General features: G+C 72.8%; 13 protein-coding genes and 3 tRNA genes. 8 read left to right on the top strand and 8 right to left on the bottom strand.

The features are described from left to right. Positions 1 to 29 precede the first annotated feature (29 nt). The 5 genes from OG599_RS16155 to OG599_RS16135 all read left to right on the top strand — a co-directional run bounded on the left by OG599_RS16155 (position 30) and on the right by OG599_RS16135 (position 9159). Entirely contained in the window at positions 30 to 2288 is a 2259-nt protein-coding gene (locus OG599_RS16155; protein ID WP_327176676.1) for a DNA polymerase III subunit gamma and tau, read from the top strand. Between the two features lie 201 nt (positions 2289 to 2489). Next, positions 2490 to 3755, top strand: a complete 1266-nt coding sequence (purD, locus tag OG599_RS16150; protein WP_327176675.1) for a phosphoribosylamine--glycine ligase — start codon at positions 2490 to 2492, stop codon at positions 3753 to 3755. Between the two features lie 475 nt (positions 3756 to 4230). Further along, positions 4231 to 6093, top strand: a complete 1863-nt coding sequence (locus tag OG599_RS16145; RefSeq protein ID WP_327176674.1) for a hypothetical protein — start codon at positions 4231 to 4233, stop codon at positions 6091 to 6093. 537 nt (positions 6094 to 6630) lie between these two features. After that, complete coding sequence (locus tag OG599_RS16140) at positions 6631 to 8088, top strand: N,N-dimethylformamidase beta subunit family domain-containing protein (protein ID WP_327176673.1); 1458 nt, start codon at positions 6631 to 6633, stop codon at positions 8086 to 8088. A gap of 156 nt (positions 8089 to 8244) precedes the next feature. Continuing rightward, positions 8245 to 9159: a phosphoribosylaminoimidazolesuccinocarboxamide synthase gene (locus OG599_RS16135; protein WP_327176672.1), complete on the top strand. Its 915-nt coding sequence runs from the start codon at positions 8245 to 8247 to the stop codon at positions 9157 to 9159. A gap of 238 nt (positions 9160 to 9397) precedes the next feature. On the opposite strand, the gene OG599_RS16130 is transcribed toward OG599_RS16135, so the two are convergent. The 8 genes from OG599_RS16130 to OG599_RS16095 form a co-directional block, all read right to left on the bottom strand. Beyond that, positions 9398 to 9473 (bottom strand) — tRNA-Gly (locus OG599_RS16130). 24 nt (positions 9474 to 9497) lie between these two features. Further along, on the bottom strand, positions 9498 to 10151 hold the full coding sequence (locus OG599_RS16125) for a response regulator transcription factor (protein ID WP_327176671.1): 654 nt from the start codon (positions 10149 to 10151) through the stop codon (positions 9498 to 9500). After that, positions 10148 to 11527: a sensor histidine kinase gene (locus OG599_RS16120; RefSeq protein WP_327176670.1), complete on the bottom strand. Its 1380-nt coding sequence runs from the start codon at positions 11525 to 11527 to the stop codon at positions 10148 to 10150. Before OG599_RS16120 ends, OG599_RS16125 begins: the two co-directional genes overlap by 4 nt. Continuing rightward, entirely contained in the window at positions 11509 to 12309 is an 801-nt protein-coding gene (locus tag OG599_RS16115; RefSeq protein ID WP_327176669.1) for an ABC transporter permease, read from the bottom strand. Before OG599_RS16115 ends, OG599_RS16120 begins: the two co-directional genes overlap by 19 nt. Further along, positions 12306 to 13328, bottom strand: coding sequence for an ABC transporter ATP-binding protein (locus tag OG599_RS16110; RefSeq protein ID WP_327176668.1), 1023 nt, complete (start codon positions 13326 to 13328; stop codon positions 12306 to 12308). Before OG599_RS16110 ends, OG599_RS16115 begins: the two co-directional genes overlap by 4 nt. Positions 13329 to 13525: 197 nt before the next feature. Beyond that, a tRNA-Gly gene (locus OG599_RS16105) sits at positions 13526 to 13601 on the bottom strand. Positions 13602 to 13680: 79 nt separating this feature from the next. Further along, positions 13681 to 13752 (bottom strand) — tRNA-Gly (locus tag OG599_RS16100). Between the two features lie 177 nt (positions 13753 to 13929). After that, positions 13930 to 14265: a histone-like nucleoid-structuring protein Lsr2 gene (locus OG599_RS16095; protein ID WP_327176667.1), complete on the bottom strand. Its 336-nt coding sequence runs from the start codon at positions 14263 to 14265 to the stop codon at positions 13930 to 13932. A gap of 409 nt (positions 14266 to 14674) precedes the next feature. Between OG599_RS16095 and purS the strand changes: the two genes are divergently transcribed. From purS to purL, 3 genes are read left to right on the top strand one after another with little or no spacing between them, the layout of a single operon-like run. Beyond that, positions 14675 to 14935 carry a phosphoribosylformylglycinamidine synthase subunit PurS gene (gene purS, locus OG599_RS16090; protein ID WP_266706271.1) on the top strand — a complete coding sequence of 87 codons (261 nt, stop codon included), beginning with the start codon at positions 14675 to 14677 and terminating at the stop codon, positions 14933 to 14935. After that, positions 14932 to 15612, top strand: coding sequence for a phosphoribosylformylglycinamidine synthase subunit PurQ (purQ, locus tag OG599_RS16085; protein ID WP_327176666.1), 681 nt, complete (start codon positions 14932 to 14934; stop codon positions 15610 to 15612). The genes purS and purQ overlap by 4 nt, the downstream gene beginning before the upstream one ends. Next, the gene (purL, locus tag OG599_RS16080) at positions 15609 to 17858 is read left to right on the top strand and encodes a phosphoribosylformylglycinamidine synthase subunit PurL (RefSeq protein WP_327176665.1); all 2250 of its coding nucleotides are present in this window, start codon (positions 15609 to 15611) and stop codon (positions 17856 to 17858) included. The genes purQ and purL overlap by 4 nt, the downstream gene beginning before the upstream one ends. Positions 17859 to 17897 lie beyond the last annotated feature (39 nt).

Raw genomic sequence — 17897 nt, 5'->3', positions numbered from 1 at the left:
TGTCGGTGCGTCCCGATAACCTCGTAACTGTGTCGTCCCTTGCGCTGTACCGCCGCTACCGCCCCGAGTCGTTCGCCGAGGTCATCGGTCAGGAGCATGTCACTGACCCGCTCCAGCAGGCCCTGCGGAACAACCGGGTCAATCACGCGTACCTGTTCAGCGGGCCGCGTGGTTGTGGAAAGACGACCAGCGCGCGCATCCTCGCCCGCTGCCTGAACTGCGAGCAGGGGCCGACGCCGACGCCGTGCGGGACGTGTCAGTCCTGCCAGGACCTGGCGCGCAACGGCCCGGGTTCGATCGACGTCATCGAGATCGACGCGGCTTCGCACGGTGGCGTGGACGACGCCCGTGACCTGCGCGAGAAGGCGTTCTTCGGGCCGGCTTCCAGCCGCTACAAGATCTACATCATCGACGAGGCGCACATGGTCACCCCGGCAGGGTTCAACGCCCTGCTGAAGGTGGTCGAGGAGCCGCCGGAGCACCTCAAGTTCATCTTCGCGACGACCGAGCCCGAGAAGGTCATCGGCACGATCCGGTCGCGTACGCACCACTACCCGTTCCGGCTCGTTCCGCCCGGCACCCTGCGTTCGTACCTCGCGGAGGTCTGCGGCAAGGAGAACAGCGCGGTCGAGGACGGTGTGCTGCCGCTCGTCGTACGGGCCGGGGCCGGGTCCGTCCGTGACTCGATGTCCGTCATGGACCAGCTGCTGGCCGGTGCGAGCGACGACGGCGTGACGTACGCCATGGCGACCTCGCTGCTCGGTTACACGGACGGGTCGCTGCTCGACTCGATGGTGGACGCCTTCGCGGCCGGTGACGGTGCCGCGGCCTTCGAGGTCGTGGACCGGGTGATCGAGGGCGGCAACGACCCGCGCCGGTTCGTCGCCGACCTGCTGGAGCGCCTGCGCGACCTGGTGATCCTGGCGGCCGTGCCGGACGCCGGGGAGAAGGGGCTCATCGACGCCCCCGCCGACGTGGTGGAGCGGATGTCGGACCAGGCGTCCGTCTTCGGCGCCGCCGAGCTGAGCCGCGCCGCCGACCTCGTCAACCAGGGGCTGACGGAGATGCGTGGCGCGACCTCGCCGCGCCTCCAGGTCGAGCTGATCTGCGCCCGGGTGCTGCTGCCCGCCGCCTTCGACGACGAGCGGTCGTTCCAGGCGCGGCTGGACCGCCTGGAGCGCGGCGGAGCCTTCGCCGCGGCAGCGGCGGGAGGGGTGCAGGCGGTGCAGCCGTTCCAGGCCGCCCCGCCCGCTCTGGGGTACGTACCCGGGCCCGAGGCGCACCCGCCGATGCAGGCCGCCCCCGCCGCCCCGTACAACCCGCCGGCCGCGGCCCCGTACGCCGCGCCGCAGCAGGCCCCCGCACCGCAGGCCCCCGCGCCCCAGGCGCCCGCACCGGCCCCCGAGTACGGGCAGCAGCCCCCGGCCGAGGCGCCGCCCGCCGCGCAGCGGCCCGGCGCCTGGCCCACCCCGGCCGCGGCCGGTGGCGGGGAGCAGGCCCGCCGTCCCGGTGGCTGGCCCACCGCCTCCGCCCCGGGTGCCGGGGCGCCCCGCCCCGCCGCGCCCGCTCCCGCCACGCCCGCTCCCGCACCGGCCGCTCCCGCCGCCCAGGCGCCCGCCGCCGCACCCGCCGGGGGCCAGGACATGGCGCAGGGCGCCGGTCAGGTGCGGAACATCTGGCCGGAGATCCTGGAGGCGGTGAAGAACCATCGCCGCTTCACCTGGATTCTGCTCAGCCAGAACGCCCAGGTCACCGGGTTCGACGGGACCACGCTCCAGATCGGTTTCGCCAACGCGGGCGCCCGCGACACCTTCGCGAGCAGCGGCAGCGAGGCAGTGCTGCGGCAGGCGCTGGCCGAGCGGTTCAACGCCCAGTGGCGCGTCGAGGCGATCGTCGACCCCTCCGGCGGAGGTGGGCAGCCGATGCAGGGTGGTGGCGGACGTCCCGGTGGCGGTGGACCCGCGTACCAGGCGCCGCCGCAGCAGTCGTACGAGCAGCGTCCCGCGCCCGCCGCGCCGCCCCAGCAGTCGTACCAGCCCCAGGCGGCCCCGCAGTCCCCGCCGCCGCAGCAGTTCCAGCAGTCCCAGGGCGGGCAGGGGCCGGGCGGCTCCGGGCCCGCGTCCGCGGCGTACGAGCGGTCCGCGCCCGAGCCGGTGCACACGGTCGCGCCGGAGGACGACACCCCGGAGGCGGACGACCCCGACCTCGTCGACTCGGCGCTCTCCGGGCACGAGCTGATCGTCCGCGAGCTCGGTGCCACGGTCGTGGAGGAGTTCACCAACGAGTAGCCGGGACCGCGGAGATCCGGCTCGGCGTCGAGCGCGGGGATCCGGCCCACCGGCTCGGCGTCGAGCGCGGGATCCGGCCCACCGGGAAGGATCCCCGGCCCCGGGCCCCGCCGTCCACGGCCAGTCCACGGCCAGTCCACCGACGGTCCACGGACCGGAGGCCGTCGAGGCGTCCGGCCCCCGGCGGTTAGGCTGCACCCCGTGAAGGTCCTCGTCATCGGCGGCGGCGCCCGCGAACACGCCCTGTGCCGCTCTCTTTCCCTCGACCCCGAGGTCACCGCTCTGTACTGCGCTCCCGGCAACGCCGGTATCGCGGAGGTGGCCGAACTGCGCCCGGTGGACGCGCTCGACGGTGACGCCGTCGCGCGCCTCGCCACCGAACTGGGTGCCGGGCTGGTGGTCGTCGGCCCGGAGGCGCCGCTTGTCGCCGGGGTCGCCGACGCGGTGCGCGCGGCCGGTATCCCCTGCTTCGGCCCGTCCGGTGAGGCGGCGCAGCTCGAAGGGTCCAAGGCGTTCGCCAAGGACGTCATGGCCGGGGCCGGTGTCCCGACCGCCCGGAGCTACGTCTGCACCACCGCCGAGGAGATCGACACCGCGCTCGACGCCTTCGGTGCCCCGTACGTCGTCAAGGACGACGGGCTGGCCGCCGGCAAGGGTGTCGTCGTCACCGACGACATCGAGGCGGCCCGCGCCCACGCGCTCGCCTGCGACCGGGTGGTCATCGAGGAGTTCCTCGACGGCCCCGAGGTGAGCCTCTTCGCGATCACCGACGGCACCACCGTGGTGCCGCTCCAGCCCGCCCAGGACTTCAAGCGCGCCCTCGACGGCGACGAGGGCCCGAACACCGGCGGCATGGGTGCCTACTCCCCGCTGCCGTGGGCGGACCCGAAGCTGGTCGACGAGGTCCTGGAGACGGTCCTCCAGCCCACCGTGGACGAGCTGCACCGACGCGGTACGCCGTTCTCCGGCCTCCTCTACGCGGGCCTCGCGCTGACCTCGCGCGGCGTGCGCGTCATCGAGTTCAACGCGCGCTTCGGCGACCCGGAGACCCAGGTGGTCCTGGCCCGTCTGCGGACCCCGCTGGCCGGCCTGCTGCTCGCCTCCGCGAACGGCACGCTGGACGAGGTGCCGTCGCTGAACTGGCGCGACGACGCCGCCGTCACCGTGGTCATCGCCTCGCACAACTACCCCGACACCCCGCGTACGGGCGACCCGATCGACGGTCTCGCCGACGTGGCGGCCCAGGACGCCCCGCACGCGTACGTCCTGCACGCCGGTACGAAGGCGGACGGGCGTACGGTCCTGAGCGCGGGCGGCCGGGTCCTCTCGGTGACCGCGACCGGCCCGGACCTCGGCAAGGCCCGCGAGCGCGCGTACACGGCCCTCGGCCGCATCCGGCTCGACGGTTCCCAGCACCGTACGGACATCGCGCTGAAGGCGGCCGAGGACGCCGCTGCCGGGGTCTGACCTCCCCGGTCCACCCCGTACGAGTCCCACCTGTACGAGTCCCACCTCGTACGAGTCCCACCTCGTACGAGTCCCACCAGCTCCACCCTGTACGACCCCAGTGGCGGCCGAGCGCGACACCTCGGCCGCCACCGGCGTCTCCGCAAGGCCGGCCCGCCCCGGCACTCGCCCCGCCACCGCCGCCCCGTCCGCCCCATCGCTCCCACCGCTCCGTGCGCCGGAGCACGCCCCCGCGTATGCGCTGCGTGCGCGGGGGAAGGGGTTGCCCATCTGCGGCGATAAGTCAGCAGCTTTACCCAAAGCCATTCCATCGGGTGACGGCTGGGCCATCCGGATGACGCCCGCGAAACCCCCAACTAGGGTGCGGCGCAAGGATTCCGGCACTTGGCCCACTGACATTGCGATGTCCGAGGGCGGTGCCACAGTGGGGGAGTGAGCAACACCGTCGCGGGGGCAGAGGGGGTGACTTCCGGTCGTGTCCGGTACGGAGACTGGTGAGGACCTGGGCATGCGGGCCGCCCGGGCGCGGGCCCTCGCGCTGCTGCGCATCCGCAGCCGTGCGGTGGCGCTGGCGATCCTGCCCGCCGCGGTGGCCGTGGTCATGATCGCCGCCACCACGCAGGGACGTCTGGCCGGCGTCGGCTGGAACACCGCCCGCTGGGTGGTGGGCGCGACGGCCGTCGTCTTCCTGGTGCTGGCCGCCGGGGTGGCCGTCACCGTCGCGCGGGCCCGGCCGGCGCTGAGTCCGACGGTCGCCGTGGACGAGAAGTCGGCCCCCGACCTCTACCGGCTCGTCCGCGAGCTCGCCGACCGCATGGACGTGCCCGCGCCCTCGGCGATAGCGCTCACCCCCGACTGCGACAGCTGGCTGGAGGACCGCACCCACCCCACCGCGCGGACCGGCCCCGCCGCCAAGGAGCCGGCCGGTGACCGGCGCGACCGCGAGCGGGCGGCGCCGGTGCTGGTCATCGGGTCGCCGTTCCTCTGGTGGATGCGCGTCGGTGAGCTGCGCGCGGTACTCGCCCCCGTCGTCGCGGGTACGGGCCTCGCGGCGCACCCCGACATAGCGGCAGCCCGGCGGTTCGTCCGAGGTCTGGACGGGGTCGTCGCGGACGCCGGAGGCCCCCGTCCCGGGCCCGCGCGGTCAAACGTTTCGCTGGTCGGCGTGTTCGGCCGGCTGTCCCGCGCCTTCACCGGCTGGGCCGCCCGGCTGCTGCTCCGCAGCTGTCGCGGGCACGCCGCCGAGATGGAGCGGTGCGTCGCGCTCTCCGCCTCGCTGCGCGCCCAGGGCGTGGACTACGGGGTACGCGCCGTCGCCCAGGAGCAGGTCGGGCTCGTCTACGCGGGCTGGGACCGGCTGCTGACCCGCGTCGCGCTGCCCGCCTGGCGGATGGGCCGGTGGCCGGCGCGGCTGGACGCGGGGGTGGTCTCCGCGCTCACCGAGCTGTCCCGGCGCGACCGCCTCGCGGAGGGGTTCGCCGCGCGCCTGGGTGAGCGCCCCGCCTGCGACCTCCTCGATGAGCCCGGTCTGGCCGACGAGGCGGCGTCCCTGCTCGCCGCGCGGCTCTTCCACGGCGGCCCCGCCCGGGGCGGCGAGTGGTCGCCGGTCGACTGGCAGCGGTATCCGGAGGAGGTCGTCGACCGGAAGTGGCGTGCGGAGGCGGCCCGGCTGCACGGCGTCATGGACGCCCTCGGCACCGCGGCCCCCGGTCCGGCTGCGCCAGCTCCCGCCGGGTCCACCGCCCCGGCCCCCTCGGCGCAGGGAGCCGTTCGGACCGCCGAGGCCGGAGCGCCCACGCTGGCCCGGGTCATCGACCACCTCGCGGCCGACGGCGGCGGCGAGGAGCTCGCGGCCGCCGTCGGAGCCGCCGTGGCCCGCGAGGAGGCCGCGGAGGCCGCCGCCCGGGCCGAGGCCGAGTCGCCCGTCACCGGTACGGGCAACGGCGCGGAGACCCCCAAGACGCCCCCCACGACGAACGGCGCGACCGGTACGACGGGCCGCGGGGCGGTCGGCGGAAACGGCCAGGCGGTCGTGGACCCGCTCGACCTCTGGGGCCCGGGTCCCCTCCCGCTCTTCCCGCTCCAGCCGCCCCGTACGGGCACGGAGCTGCTCGCCGACCACGTCACGGCCATGGTCTGCTGCGCGGCCGTGGACACGGCGGGGGCGGCGCCCGGCCTCGACTGGCTGGACGGCCCCGCCCTGCTGGTCGACGGGGCGCGCCGGACGGATCTGGGTACTCCGGTGCTCAGCCTGGTCGAGGACGGCGACGCGGAGCCGCTGCGCTCCTGGTTGTCCGAGCTCGGCATCCGGGAGGACAAGCCGGTCCGCCTGGTCTGACCGCGACCGGCGGCGCACCCGCGTACGCCACCGCGGGAAGGCGGACACCCAGGCGCTCAGCCACCCAGACATCCAGCCACCCAGAAACCGCACCCAGCCACCCGGACACCCAGCCACCCAGACATCCCACCCCACCCCGCACGACGGGGCACCTCACCGCCGTGCGCCCCGGCGCTCGGGCTCGTACGCGCGCCCCGTACGGAGTCAACACGCCCCCCGAATACGGAAATGTGTCCCGGTCCGCCGCAACGGGCCCTCCGTATACGGAAATATGGCACCGTGTACGCACTCGGTCCGCGCGAGCAGGGCCGAAGGGGCGCTGTCGCGCGCCCCGCGCACGCGCCCTCGCCCGGCGCACGCCGCCTTCCGCGCGCTCGTGCGGACCTCGGTACGGGCCCAATACCCGGAAGGGTAGGTTCCGTTCACGTCAATTCACGACGAACGGTGACGAGCCGCATGCGTTATGTGATGTGCTGGGATCAGCCCTGACACAGGGCGCACCAGAGTGGTACGGGGGACGTGAGGGAGGGGCCGGTCATGGGGGCGGAGCACAGTCGCCGATGGGAGTCGGGTGCCCTCGCGCACGCCGTGAGCGATCCGTTCGGGCAGGGCCCGCTGCCCTGGCTGCGCAACAGCGAGAACTACCTCAACGACACGGGGCAGGTGGTCCCCTGGTACGCCGATCCCGAGCTGGGGCGCAGCGGCGGCGGCCCGCGCACCGCCGATGACGTGCGCCGACAGGTGAAGGGTTTCGCGTCGCCCGGGGCGGCGGCGCCCGGTGAGGCCATCGACTTCCACATCACGGTGGACCCGCCCCAGCCGTTCTACGTCGACATCTACCGCATCGGTCACTACGGCGGCGACGGCGCCCGGAAGATCACCACCGTTCCGCGCCAGTCGGGCATCGTGCAGCCGCCTCCGCTCGCTGCCGACAAGACTGTTTCCTGCCACCATTGGTGGCTGTCCTGGCGGCTCCAGATCCCGGCGGACTGGGCGGTGGGTGCTTATGTCGCCGTGTTGACGACCGTCGACGGCCACCGTTCGCACGTGCCGTTCACGGTCCGGGACGACCACCCGGCCGATCTGCTGCTGCTGCTCCCGGACATCACGTGGCAGGCGTACAACCTCTATCCCGAGGACGGCGTGACGGGCGCCAGCCTCTACCACGCGTGGGACGAGAAGGGCGGGCTGCTGGGCGAGGAGGAGGCGGCGGTGACGGTCTCCTTCGACCGCCCGTACGCCGGCGCCGGGCTGCCGCTGCACGTCGGCCACGCCTACGACTTCATCCGCTGGGCCGAGCGGTACGACTACAGCCTCGCCTACGCGGACGCCCGCGACCTGCACGCGGGCCGCGTCGACCCGGGCCGGTACCGGGGCCTGGTCTTCCCCGGCCACGACGAGTACTGGTCGGTCCCGATGCGGCGGACCGCGGAGCTGGCGCGGGACACCGGGACCTCGCTGGTCTTCCTCTCGGCCAACACCATGTACTGGCAGGTGTCGCTCTCCCCGTCCGCGTCCGGGGTGCCCGACCGCCTCCTCACCTGCCGCAAGCGGCAGGGCCCGGGGAAGGCCGCGCTCTGGCGGGAGGTCGACAGGCCCGAGCAGCTGCTGCTCGGCATCCAGTACGCGGGCCGGGTGCCCGAGCCCTCGCCGCTGATCGTGCGCAACGCCGACCACTGGCTCTGGCAGGGCACCGGAGCAGGGGAGGGCGAGGAGATCGCCGGCCTGGTGGCGGGCGAGGCCGACCGGTACTACCCGCGCACCGCGTTGCCGGAGCACGAGCACCGCATCCTGCTCGCGCATTCGCCGTACGAGGACTCCGAGGGCGCCCGGCGCCACCAGGAGACCTCGCTCTACCAGGCGCCGTCCGGGGCTCTCGTCTTCGCCTCCGGGACGTTCGCCTGGTCGCCGGCGCTGGACCGGCCCGGGCACACCGACGAACGCATCCAGCGGGCCACGGCCAACCTGCTGAACCGGATCTGCAAGCGCGACTGACCCCACGGCCAGGGCGAACCGCAGGTGGGCGGTGGGCCGGTGCGGGCGTGGCCGCCCGGTGCGCGTACCCCGCCGGACCGCCCCACGCGGCGAGGTGGCGGCGGCATACGGGACAATCGGACCCGCGACCCTTGGATCAACCTACGCGGAGGCAGCGTGTCCGGTTTCGTAGAAAAGCCCGAGCCCGTCCAGGTTCCGGGCCTCACCCACCTGCACACCGGCAAGGTGCGTGAGCTGTACCGGAACGAGGCGGGTGACCTCGTCATGGTCGCCAGCGACCGCATCTCCGCGTACGACTGGGTGCTGCCGACCGAGATCCCGGACAAGGGACGGGTGCTCACCGCGCTGTCGCTCTGGTGGTTCGACCAGCTCGGCGACCTGGTGCCCAACCACGTCATCTCCACCGAGGTGCCGGCCGGCGCCCCCGCCGACTGGGAGGGCCGCACGACGATCTGCCGTTCGCTGCGGATGGTCCCGGTCGAGTGCGTGGCCCGCGGCTACCTGACCGGCTCCGGGCTCGTCGAGTACGACGCCTCCCGCACGGTCTGCGGCATCGGCCTCCCCGAGGGGCTCGTCGACGGCTCCGAACTGCCGGGCCCGATCTTCACCCCGGCGACGAAGGCCGCCGTGGGCGACCACGACGAGAACGTCAGCTACGAGGAGGTCGCGCACACGGTCGGCGTGGAGACGGCGACCCTGCTGCGCCAGACGACCCTCGACGTGTACCGGCGCGCCCGGGACATCGCGCACGGGCGGGGGCTCATCCTGGCCGACACCAAGTTCGAGTTCGGCTGGGCGACCGGCACGGACGGCGCCGAGGAGCTGATCATCGGCGACGAGGTTCTGACCCCGGACTCCTCGCGCTTCTGGCCGCTCTCCGCATGGGAGCCGGGCCACGCCCAGCCCTCGTACGACAAGCAGTTCGTCCGCGACTGGCTGACCTCGCCGGCCTCCGGCTGGGACCGCAAGAGCGAGACCCCGCCGCCGGCCCTGCCGCAGCAGGTCGTCGACGCGACCCGCGCCAAGTACATCGAGGCGTACGAGCGACTCACGGGCCTCAGCTGGAAGTAGCCGTCCAGCCGGCCCACCACGACGCTGCCGCCGCCCCCACCACGAGGGGACGGCGGCAGCGCGTCCCCCTGAGCAGCGGCGTCTCCCGCGTGCGGAGCGTCTCCCGCGTGCGGCGCCTCTCCCCTGAGGCAGTGCGTGCCCCGTGCGGCAGCGCGTTTCCCTGGAGAAGGGGTACGGCTCCGAGGGGCCTGCGGACACGAAGAAGGCCCCGGTCCTGAGGACCGGGGCCTTTCTCACGTGGAGCGAACGACGAGGTTCGAACTCGCGACCTCAACCTTGGCAAGGTTGCGCTCTACCAGCTGAGCTACGTTCGCATCTGCGCCTGAGCGCGATGACAACTATACCCATCCCTGAGCCCGAGCGAAACGCACTGCCGCATGACGGTTCTCCACACCCAGTTTGGAGACGGCCGAGGAGAGGTAGTTGCGGACCGTTCCGGGGGAGAGCGAAGCCCGCGCGGCGATCTCCGCCACGGGGGCGCCGTCCGCAGCCAGTTCCAGCACCTCGGCCTCCCGGGCGGTCAGCGGCGAGTCCCCCGCGGAGATAGCGTCGGCCGCCAACTCCGGGTCCACATAACGGTTTCCGCCGTGCACGATCCGGATGATCTCGGCCAGCCGGCGGGCGCTGAGCGTCTTGGGCACGAACGCGCGCACCCCGGCGGTCAGGGCCCGTTTCAGGTGCCCGGGGCGGCCGTGACTCGTCACGATCATGGTGCGGCAGCCGGGCAGTTCGGCCCGGATGGATGTGGCCACGCTCACACCGTCGGCCCCCGGCATCTGGAGATCGAGGACCGCCACATCGGGCCGGTGGGCCAGTGCCATGGCGAGCGCCTCGGGCCCGGTCGCGGCCTCCGCGACCACCACGAAGTCGTCCTCCAGCGCGAGCAGCGCGGCGAGCGCGCCCCGGATCAGATGCTCGTCGTCCGCGAGCAGCAGACGCACCGGCGGGGGGACCTCGGCGGCAGCGGGCACCGGCTCGGGCGCGGCGGTCAACGTTCCTCCAGGAGTTCCGGCACGAGTTCCGGCACGGATTCTGCTCCGCGTTCCGCCACAGGTTCCGGCTCGCACGTGGTGAGCGAGTCCACCGGCACCGTGGCGGTGAGCCGGAAGAGCCCGCCCCCGGCCGGCCCCGCCTCCAGCGAGCCGTCGAGCGCGGCGAGCCGCTCCCGCAGCCCCGGCAGGCCCGAGCCCCCGGCGGCGGGCCCCGGGGCGGGCCCCGGGCCGGGCGTCCCGTCGTTCTCCACGACCAGCCGCACGGACCCCTCGTCCGCCGCGAGCCGGATCACGCAGTGGCGCGGGTCGCCGTGGCGCAGCACGTTGGTGGTCGCCTCGCGCACCACCCAGCCGAGCGCCGATCCGGCGGCGGCGGGCAGCCGGTCCGCCGCCGCCCGGTCCTCCTCGATCGCGCAGTCGATGCCGGCCGACCGCAACACCGCCTGCGCTCCGTGGAGTTCGGCGCGAAGATCCGCCTCCCGGTAGCCGCGTACGACCTCGCGGACCTCGTGCTGGGAGGCGCGGGCGATCCGCTGGACCTCGACCATCTGGTCCACGGCCGAGGGTTTTCCGCGCCGGGCGAGTTCGACGGCGAGCTCGCTCTTCAGCGCGATCACCGCGAGGTTGCGGCCCAGCACGTCGTGCATGTCCCGGCCGAACCGGAGCCGTTCCTCCGCCACCGCCAGCCGCGCCTGGAGGTCGCGGGCCTCCTCCGCCTGCCACATCACGCTCAGGCTCCACGCGGAGGGCCGTACCGCCAGCAGCATCAACAGCCCGCTGAGCAGCCCCGCACCCGCCACCCCGGCCAGCGGCCCGCCGCGCACCCCGACCGCCGCGAAGAGCCCGGCGCTCACCACCGCGTACGCCAGGCAGTGCAGCAGAAAGCTGCGGACCGGCACGAGGAGGACGTACGGGGTGACGAAGGCGATCGGCAGGTCGAGGGCGAACATCGTGAGCCCGTCGCCGTCGATCCCGTGCACGGCGGCCAGCACCACCAGCAGCCCCAGCCCGGCGGCGAGCAGCACCACCGGGACGGCCAGACCGCGGGCGGGGAAGGTGCCCCGGCCCAGGTAGGACCGGTGGGCCGGGAGCAGGGTCCGGTGCAGGTACGCGCACTGGGCGGTACACACCAGGGTGAACAGGCCGCCCAGCGCCCAGGGCAGCGGGTCGTGACGCAGGTCCGCGGCGAGCGGGGCGAGGCCCCAGGTGAGGAGGAAGAACCAGGGCATCGTCTCCAGGGTCGCCCGCTGGTAGAGGTCGATGCGCTGGAGCCGGCCGCGCCCCTGCCAGCGGCGCCGCCACTCCCTCGTACGCCGGATCACCGTTTCTCCGTCCCCCGTGCCGTCGGCGCCGTGGTTCAGCGCCGCGGGTCCCATCGGAACCACCGCCGCCCAGCAAACACGGCGAACCCGGTCCAGGCCAGAGCCGCGACCGCCGCGCGCACCAGCGCACCGCCGGACTCGCCGCCCAGCCATCCGGCGCGGACGAGGGTCATCACCCCGGTCAGCGGCAGCAGTTCGCAGGCGGCGGCGAGGCGGTCCGGGAGGATGGCGAGCGGGACGAAGAGCCCCGAGCCCATCCCGGAGACCAGGAAGAACGGCAGGGTGGTGAGCTGCGCGGTCTGCACCGTGCGGGTACCGGCCGAGGTGAGCGCCGCGAGCCCGGCGAGCAGGACACAGCCGAGCAGCAGCCCCGCCACCAGCAGGGCGGGCCGCTGGGGCGCCCCCAGCCCCAGCGCGGCCCCGCCGACCGCCACGATCAGCGCGCTCTGCGCGAGCAGCAGGAGGGCCGCGGGCAGCGCCGTCCCGCCGAGGATCTCCAGGTCCCGGATCTCCCCGGTCCGCAGCCGCTTCAGCACCAGCTCCTCGCGCCGGGCGACGTACGTGGAGACGAGGTTCATGTGGACGACCTGGATCAGCGCCACCCCGATCCCGCCGGTCAGTGCCGCCCCGGCGACGGACATCCCGGCGGGCCCGAGATCGACCCGGTCGAGGGAGGACTTGAGGGCGACCGTCATCGCCAGGGGCATGAGCACCGCGACGAAGACCGCCGTCCTGTTGCGGGCGAGCAGCGTGAGCTCGGCGCGGGCGAGGGCGGTCAGCCGCCCCACCGCCGTGGTGCGGGCCGTGGAGAGGCCCGCCGTCGTGGTGATGCTCATGCCGCCGCCCCCTGCGTCCGCCGCGCCCCGGACCGCTCCCAGCCCCCGGTGATCGCACCCCCGGGAACGTCCCCGCTCCCGGTGCGCGCGATCTCCAGGAACGCCTCCTCCAGCGACCCGGACCGGGCGTCGAGCCCGTCGAGGACGACGCCCTCCCGGGCCGCCCAGCCTAGGAGCGTGTGCAGCGACTCCTGGAGGGCGCGGGTACGGATCTCGGTCCATCCGCCCGCCGCCGCCCCGTCCGGGCTCCGCAGGCCCGTCGGCAGCCGGTCGGCCGGGACGCCCTCGGGCAGCCGGAACCGGATACGGGCCGGCTGCCCGGCCGTGACCTCGGCCGTCGTCCCGGAGGCCACGATCCGGCCCCCGTGCATGATCGCCAGCCGGTCCGCGAGCGCCTCGGCCTCCTCCAGGTGATGCGTGGTCAGCACCACCGTCGTGCCGCCGTCCCGCAGGCTCCTGACGAGCTCCCAGGTGTCGCGCCGGCCCTCCGCGTCGAGCCCGGTCGTCGGCTCGTCCAGGAAGAGGACCTCCGGGCGGGCGACGAGGGCCAGCCCCAGGTCGAGGCGGCGCCGCTCACCGCCCGAGAGCTGCTTGACGCGGACCCGGGCGCGGCCGGTCAGCCCCACCACCTCCAGCACCTCCCCGACGGGCCGGGCGCCACTGGTGCACGCGGCCCACATCCGCACGGTCTCGGTCACCGTCAGGTCGGACGGGAAGCCGCCCTCCTGGAGCATCACCCCCGTCCGGGCCCGGACGGCGCCCCGCTCGCGGTACGGGTCGTGGCCGAGGACGCGTACGGTCCCGGCGTCCGGCACCGCGAGCCCTTCCAGCAGCTCCACCGTGGAGGTCTTCCCGGCGCCGTTGGTGCCGAGCAGGGCGAAGAGCTCCCCGCGCGGTACGGAGAAGGAGATCCCGGAGACGGCCTCGAAGCCGCCCGCGTACCGCCGTCGCACCGCGTGGGCCTCGATCACCGCCGTACCGGCAGGGGTTGGTTCGCCGCCATGGGCGTCACTGGTCATGCACTCCAGGCTGGCCGGGGACGGAGCCCGGCGGCAGTGCGGGCCGTCACCACCCCGCATGACATCTGTCATGACGCACACGGCTGCCCACGCCGCGGAACCGGACCCCGGAAAGAAAAGAGATCGGCGTCGGCCCCGCACACGCATCCCGCGCACACGAGAAAGACCCCGGTCGAATACGACCGGGGTCTTTCTTCTGGAGCGGACGACCAGGTTCGAACTGGCGACCTCAACCTTGGCAAGGTTGCGCTCTACCAACTGAGCTACGTCCGCATTGCCTCCGCTCGGCTTTCACCGGGCGGCGCGAGCACCACTCTACCCGATCCACCGGAGTGGTCGGAAAGCGATGCAGAGCGGGTGACAGGAATCGCACACTGCGCCTCCCCCCTGGAAGGGGGGTGTTCTACTACTGAACTACACCCGCACGCTGCTGTGGTTGGGGCCTTTCGGCCTTGCCCCTTGGCGTGATCCAGACTCTATCCGAACTGCGGGGGTGAAGCGCAAGTCGGCTCCCTCGCGGATGTCGCGGCGAGGTCCCGTACGAGCCGTCCCGGAGGCCGTCGCGGACCTCCGGGCGCTGCCGCCGGGTCCCGCCCGGTGCTCAACTCGCTTGTTCGAAAGCCTCGTAGACCCTCTTCGGGATGCGTCCCCTGGCCGGCACGTCCATCTGGTGCGACCGCGCCCACGCGCGGACGGCCGCCGGGTCGGGGGCGAGGGAGGTGTGACGGTAGGAAACGGGAGTCTTGCCGTGCTTTCCGGCTTTTGTCTGCTTTCGACCGGCCGCCACGTACGGCGCCAGGGTCTTCCGCAGCTTTTTCGCGTTGACGGGATTGAGATCGATCTCGTAGGACTTCCCGTCGATGGCGAAAGTGACCGTTTCCGCCGCCTGTCCCCCGTCGATGTCGTCGGAGAGCGTGACCACTACGCGTTGCGCCACGGATATCGGTCCTTTCCTGCGGCGCCCGCCCGTCATGACGTGCGCGGACGCCGGCCTTCCGGCTGCCTGGGTTCTCAACTGTCGGTTCGGGCCGGGCTCGCGGGCCCCGGCCCGATTCCGAGGCATCGGTGTTCCGGTGTTCTTCGAGCCGTGATGCTTTCCTTGGTAATCATTTGTACAGCGGTGGTACGGCATTGTGAAGCCCGCCCAATTGTTTCGCGTGTCCGTCCGCAATCGGTACTGATTTTTTCCTCGGACTTTTCCCGGACCGGTGGCGATCGATATCCGTACGTGATCCGCAGATCCTTGTCTACCCGCGTAGAAATTTCCGGCAGGTACGCTGACAGGACCCGCCGGGGTCTGGGGAACCCCCCGGAGACCCAGCCGCACCACACCATTGGGAGTGCCAGTGGCACGCGTCGTAGTCGACGTCATGCTCAAGCCGGAGATCCTCGACCCGCAGGGACAGGCGGTGCAGCGCGCACTGCCCCGTCTCGGCTTCGAGGGAATCGCCGACGTTCGCCAGGGGAAGCGTTTCGAGCTTCAGGTCGAAGGGCCGGTCGACGACGCCGCCCTGGCCCGGATCAACGAACTCGCCGAGACCTTCCTCGCGAACACCGTCATCGAGGACTTCGTCGTGAAGGTGGAGTCCGAGGAGGCCGCGAAGTGACCGCTCGTATCGGCGTCGTCACTTTCCCCGGCACCCTCGACGACAAGGACGCGCTGCGCGCGGTCCGGGTCGCGGGGGCCGAACCCGTCTCGCTGTGGCACCGCGACAAGGACCTGCACCAGGTCGACGCGGTCGTCCTCGCGGGCGGCTTCTCCTACGGCGACTACCTGCGGGCCGGAGCCATCTCCCGCTTCTCGCCGGTGATGGAGACCATCATCGAGCAGGCGAAGGCGGGCATGCCGGTCCTCGGCATCTGCAACGGCTTCCAGATCCTGACCGAGGCGCACCTGCTGCCCGGCGCGATGCTGCGCAACGACCACCTCCACTTCATCTGCCGCGACCAGAAGCTGCGGGTGGAGAACACGGGGACGGCCTGGACCGCGGACTACGCGGACGGCCAGGAGATCTCCGTACCGCTGAAGAACATGGACGGCCGGTACACCGCCGACGAGCGCACGCTCGACGAGCTGGAGGCCGAGGGCCGCGTCGCGTTCCGCTACATGGACGTGAACCCCAACGGCTCGCTCCGTGACATCGCCGGGATCAGCAACGCCGCCGGCAACGTCGTCGGCCTCATGCCGCACCCCGAGCACGCGGTCGAGCCGCTGATCGGCACCGGCGGCACGGACGGCCTCGGTTTCTTCACCTCGATCATCAAGAAGCTGGTCAACGCATGAGCCTGGATACGGTCAAGCACGCGGCCGAGACCCCGGACGCCGAACAGCCCTGGAAGGAACTCGGCCTCAAGGAGGACGAGTACGCCCGCATCCGCGAGATCCTGGGCCGCCGTCCCACCGGCGCCGAGCTCGCCATGTACTCCGTGATGTGGTCCGAGCACTGCTCCTACAAGAGCAGCAAGGTCCACCTCAAGCAGTTCGGCGAGAAGGTCCCCGCCAACGACGCGATGCTCGTCGGCATCGGCGAGAACGCCGGTGTGGTCGACGTCGGCCAGGGTTACGCGGTCACCTTCAAGGTCGAGTCGCACAACCACCCGTCGTACATCGAGCCCTACCAGGGTGCGGCGACCGGCGTCGGCGGCATCGTCCGCGACATCCTCGCCATGGGCGCCCGCCCGATCGCGGTCGTCGACCCGCTGCGCTTCGGCGCGGCCGACCACCCCGACACCAAGCGCGTCCTGCCGGGCGTCGTCGCGGGCATCGGCGGCTACGGCAACTGCCTCGGCCTGCCGAACATCGGCGGCGAGGTCGTCTTCGACGCCTGCTACCAGGGCAACCCGCTCGTCAACGCCGGCTGCATCGGCGTGATGAAGCACGAGGACATCCACCTCGCCCAGGCCTCCGGCCCCGGCAACAAGGTCATCCTCTACGGAGCCCGCACCGGCGGCGACGGCATCGGCGGCGTCTCGGTCCTCGCGTCCGAGACCTTCGAGTCCACCGGCCCGGCCAAGCGCCCCGCGGTGCAGGTCGGCGACCCGTTCCAGGAGAAGCTCCTCATCGAGTGCACCCTGGAGATCTTCCAGGAGAAGCTCGTCGCGGGCATCCAGGACCTCGGCGGCGCCGGGCTCTCCTGCGCCACGTCCGAGCTGGCCTCCGCCGGTTCCGGCGGCATGCGCGTCGAGCTGGACACCGTGCCGCTGCGCGACTCCTCCCTCTCGCCCGAGGAAATCCTCATGAGCGAGTCGCAGGAGCGCATGTGCGCGATCGTCGAGCCGCAGCACGTGGACCGCTTCCTGGAGATCTGCGAGAAGTGGGACGTCATCGCCACCGTCATCGGTGAGGTGACCGAGGGCTCCCAGCTGGAGATCTTCTGGCACGGCGAGCAGATCGTGGACGTTCCGCCGCGGTCCGTCGCCCACGAGGGCCCGACCTACCACCGCCCGTTCGCCCGCCCGGAGTGGCAGGACGCGCTCCAGGCCGACGACGCCGGCAAGCTGGCCCGTCCGGCGGACGGCGCCGAGCTGCGCGCGCAGGTCCTCCAGCTCGTCTCCTCGCCGAACCAGGCGTCGAAGACGTGGATCACGGACCAGTACGACCGGTTCGTGCAGGGCAACACCGTGCTCGCGATGCCCGAGGACGCCGGCATGGTCCGCATCGACGAGGAGACCAACCTCGGCGTGGCCATGGCGACCGACGGCAACGGCCGCTACGCGAAGCTCGACCCCTACACCGGTGCGCAGCTCGCGCTGGCGGAGTCGTACCGCAACGTCGCCGCCTCCGGCGCGAAGCCGCTCGCGATCTCGGACTGCCTGAACTTCGGTTCGCCCGAGGACCCGGACGTCATGTGGCAGTTCGCCGAGGCCACCCGCGGTCTCGCGGACGGCTGCCTGGAGCTGGGCACCCCGGTCACCGGCGGCAACGTCTCGCTGTACAACCAGACCGGTGACACCGCGATCCACCCGACGCCGGTCGTGGCCGTGCTCGGTGTGATCGACGACGTCACCCGGCGCACCCCGGTGGCGTTCGCGCAGGAGGGGCAGCTGCTCTACCTGCTCGGCGACACGCACGAGGAGTTCGGCGGCTCGGCCTGGTCCGAGGTCGTCCACCAGCACCTCGGCGGGATGCCGCCCAAGGTCGACCTGGGCCGCGAGAAGCTGCTCGGCGAGATCCTGATCTCGGCCTCGCGCGACGGCATGATCGACGCCGCGCACGACCTGTCCGACGGCGGTCTCGTCCAGGCGGTCACCGAGTCCTGCCTGCGCGGCGGGAAGGGTGCCCGGCTGGTCGTCCCGGACGGTCTGGACGCGTTCACCTTCCTCTTCTCCGAGTCGGCGGGGCGCGCGGTCGTCTCGGTGCCGCGCAGCGAGGAGCTCCGCTTCAACGACATGTGCGGCGCACGGGGTCTGCCCGTCACCCGCATCGGTGTCGTCGACGGTGACGAGATCGAGGTCCAGGGCGAGTTCAGCATTGCGCTGACCGAGCTGCGGACCGCGCACGAGAGCACGATTCCGGCGCTCCTCGCCTGAGTCTCTCCCGGTGCACGTACGCCGATGCCCCCGTCCGGT

This window comes from Streptomyces sp. NBC_01335, assembly GCF_035953295.1.
Taxonomy (GTDB): domain Bacteria; phylum Actinomycetota; class Actinomycetes; order Streptomycetales; family Streptomycetaceae; genus Streptomyces.
Note: the sequence above shows the minus strand (reverse complement) of the source record. Positions and strands in the feature narration are given on the sequence as shown.